Here is a 2,767-nt window from a genome sequence, read left to right as displayed (position 1 = left end):
TAGGAGAATGCGCTGGTGTGACAGCTTGGTCCTACCCTTCCACTGCCCTTTTCCTATGCAATCCCTCGGCCCGTGGCTATCATGCCAGCCTTATTCCAAGTCGAGACTGGCATGCTGAAGTTGTTGAATCTCCTCAAGGATGGCCGGTTCCATTCCGGGCAAGCCTTGGGTGAAGCCCTTGGTGTTAGCCGCAGTGCCGTATGGAAGCAGCTGCAGCACCTGGAAAACGAACTCAACCTTGTTATCCACAAGGTGCGCGGTCGTGGGTATCAGCTTTCCACGCCCCTGGTCCTGCTTGAGTCTCAATCAATCGCCGAGCTCTCCCAGGCCGAACAATGGCCAATCTTTGTGCATGAGTCGATTGATTCGACCAATGCCGAAGCCTTGCGTCGTATTGCCGAGGGGCAGGGTGCGCCATTTCTTGTGTTGGCCGAGCGCCAGATTGCCGGTCGCGGCCGCCGCGGACGTCAGTGGGTGAGTCCATTTGCCGAGAACCTCTACTACAGTCTGGTCCTGCGAATTGAAGGGGGGATGCGCCAGCTCGAGGGCTTGAGCCTAGTGGTTGGGCTCGCCGTGATGCGTACGCTGCAGGCCTTTGGTGTCAATGGCGCAGGGTTGAAATGGCCCAATGACTTGCTGGTTGGTGAGCGTAAGGTTGCCGGCATCCTTCTGGAATTGGTGGGGGATCCTGCCGATGTCTGTCATGTTGTGCTGGGCATTGGCATTAATGTGAACATGCAATCCAACGCGCAAGTGGACCAGCAGTGGACTTCGATGAAGCTTGAGACTGGTAATTCGGTTGATCGCAATCGCCTTGTTTCGCTGCTTAACCAGAAACTCCAGCATGAGCTGGCTCGACACCGGCGCTACGGCTTTGCCGCATTCCAGGAAGAGTGGGAGCAGGCGCATCTGTGGCAGGCGCAAAAGGTATCGCTGGTCGCTGGAAATACTCGCATTGACGGCACTGTGCTGGGCGTCGATGGGCAGGGCGGCTTGCGGTTGGAGGTTGATGGCGTGGAAAAGAGCTTCAGTGGTGGTGAGCTCAGTCTGAGGTTGCGTGATGATTCTTGAGCTCGATTGCGGTAACAGCTTTATCAAGTGGCGGGTGATTCACGCCGCCGATGCAACCATTGTCGGTGGTGGCTTCGTCGACTCTGACCAGGCGCTGCTGGTGCAGGTCGCTGCACTGCACGCTGCGCGTCTAAGTGGTGCGCGCATGGTGAGTGTGCGCAGCGAGGAGGAGACAGAGTCCCTGTGCTCGCTGCTCAAGGAGGCCTTTGGTGTCGAGGTTCGCGTTGCGCATCCGGTCATGGAAATGGCAGGCGTGCGCAATGGCTACGAAGATCATCAGCGGTTGGGCATGGACCGCTGGTTGGCAGCCCTTGGTGCCTATCATCTGGCGCGCGGCGCATGCCTGGTCATGGACTTCGGAACAGCGGCCAAAGCGGATTTCGTTGCGCCAGACGGCCAGCACCTGGGGGGCTACATCTGCCCAGGTATGCCATTGATGCGCAGCCAGCTACGTACCCATACTCGGCGCATTCGCTATGACGATGCCTCTGCCGAGCGAGCGCTCAGTAGCCTGGCTCCAGGTCGTTCTACGGTCGAGGCTGTAGAGCGTGGGTGCGTTTTGATGCTGCAGGGGTTCGCCCGTATCCAGATACAGCAAGCGCAAGCACTCTGGGGTGATGATTTCTGTGTATTCCTCACGGGTGGAGATGCGCCATTGGTGCAAGTTGCCGCGCCGACAGCGCGCGTTGTGCCCGATTTGGTGTTCGTCGGCCTGGCAATGGCCTGCCCGTTGACTTGAGGTGCCTATGCGTTGGTTGTTTCTGCTACTGGTGGTGCTCAATGTCGTGTACTACGTCTGGCACCAGCAAGAGGCTCCGCTGAAGGTCAAGGAGGTCGCCCCGCTTTCTCTCTACAAGGGCAACCAGCAGGAGATCCGATTACTGCGCGAGACCGGTGCTGCTGCGCCGGCCAGGCGCAGGGACGAGTGCCTGGTGGTGGGTGGCCTGGCGGCCCAAGAGCAGCTGGATGCACTGCGCCAGCGGCTACTGAGCCTGGATATAGCCACTCAGCCCGTGGCTGGTCAGTTGCCTGGTGCGGATGGTCTCTGGTTAAAGGTTGCGGCTGAAAGCGAGCGTTTGTTGGATGCTTCGGTGCTGGCCACTCTTTCCAAGGATTTCAAAGACTTAAAACACAAAATTATTTTATGCGAGGGTATTGCAACTGCTGAATAGCTTGATAGAATGGCGCCCGCTTCACAGGGAACACCACCTGGGTGGTAATGCCTGAAGCGGCTGTCGCAGTAGCTAACCTCAAGATTTAATTGAGAAAATGCTTGACAGTTTAGTGGGAAGAGCAGAGAATGCGCCCCACGAAGCAGGAGGGATTCCCGAGCGGCCAAAGGGGACGGACTGTAAATCCGTTGCGAGAGCTTCGAAGGTTCGAATCCTTCTCCCTCCACCAGTTTTAGCGAGAGCAGCAAGCTCCGCGGGTATAGTTTAGTGGTAGAACCTCAGCCTTCCAAGCTGATGATGCGGGTTCGATTCCCGCTACCCGCTCCAAGTTTGCTGTTGTGCGCAAAGTGTTTCGCTCTTGTAGCTCAGTTGGTAGAGCACACCCTTGGTAAGGGTGAGGTCAGCGGTTCAAGTCCGCTCAAGAGCTCCATACAGACAAGGCAGATATGAAAATATCTGCCTTTGTTTTATCAGCGTAGTAACTATTTCTTCTGCGGAGGACTGTATCGATGGCTAAGGAAAAG

3 protein-coding genes and 3 tRNA genes are annotated in these 2,767 nt (G+C 57.0%); all 6 read left to right on the top strand.

What is annotated here, in order from left to right; translation table 11 throughout:
- Positions 1-111: 111 nt before the first annotated feature.
- Entirely contained in the window at positions 112-1,071 is a 960-nt protein-coding gene (birA, locus tag RAC97_RS24505; RefSeq protein ID WP_375102204.1) for a bifunctional biotin--[acetyl-CoA-carboxylase] ligase/biotin operon repressor BirA, read from the top strand.
- The gene (locus tag RAC97_RS24500) at positions 1,061-1,810 is read left to right on the top strand and encodes a pantothenate kinase (protein WP_375102203.1); all 750 of its coding nucleotides are present in this window, start codon (positions 1,061-1,063) and stop codon (positions 1,808-1,810) included. Before birA ends, RAC97_RS24500 begins: the two co-directional genes overlap by 11 nt.
- 7 nt (positions 1,811-1,817) lie before the next feature.
- Positions 1,818-2,243: a hypothetical protein gene (locus tag RAC97_RS24495; RefSeq protein ID WP_375102202.1), complete on the top strand. Its 426-nt coding sequence runs from the start codon at positions 1,818-1,820 to the stop codon at positions 2,241-2,243.
- Positions 2,244-2,388: 145 nt separating this feature from the next.
- Positions 2,389-2,472 (top strand) — tRNA-Tyr (locus tag RAC97_RS24490).
- A 24-nt stretch (positions 2,473-2,496) separates the two neighbouring features.
- Positions 2,497-2,570: transfer RNA gene (locus RAC97_RS24485), tRNA-Gly, on the top strand.
- Positions 2,571-2,597: 27 nt separating this feature from the next.
- Positions 2,598-2,673 (top strand) — tRNA-Thr (locus RAC97_RS24480).
- Positions 2,674-2,767 lie beyond the last annotated feature (94 nt).

It is taken from the genome of Pseudomonas sp. LS_2 (assembly GCF_042709235.1).
Classification (GTDB): domain Bacteria; phylum Pseudomonadota; class Gammaproteobacteria; order Pseudomonadales; family Pseudomonadaceae; genus Aquipseudomonas.
The sequence above is the reverse complement of the archived record's forward strand: the minus strand, read 5'-3'. Positions and strand labels throughout refer to the sequence as shown.

Coding starts and splice junctions, on each gene's coding strand:
- RAC97_RS24495 (WP_375102202.1), top strand. CDS start 1,818: ATGCGTTGGTTGTTTCTGCTACTGGTGGTGCTCAATGTCGTGTACTAC.
- RAC97_RS24500 (WP_375102203.1), top strand. CDS start 1,061: ATGATTCTTGAGCTCGATTGCGGTAACAGCTTTATCAAGTGGCGGGTG.
- birA (WP_375102204.1), top strand. CDS start 112: ATGCTGAAGTTGTTGAATCTCCTCAAGGATGGCCGGTTCCATTCCGGG.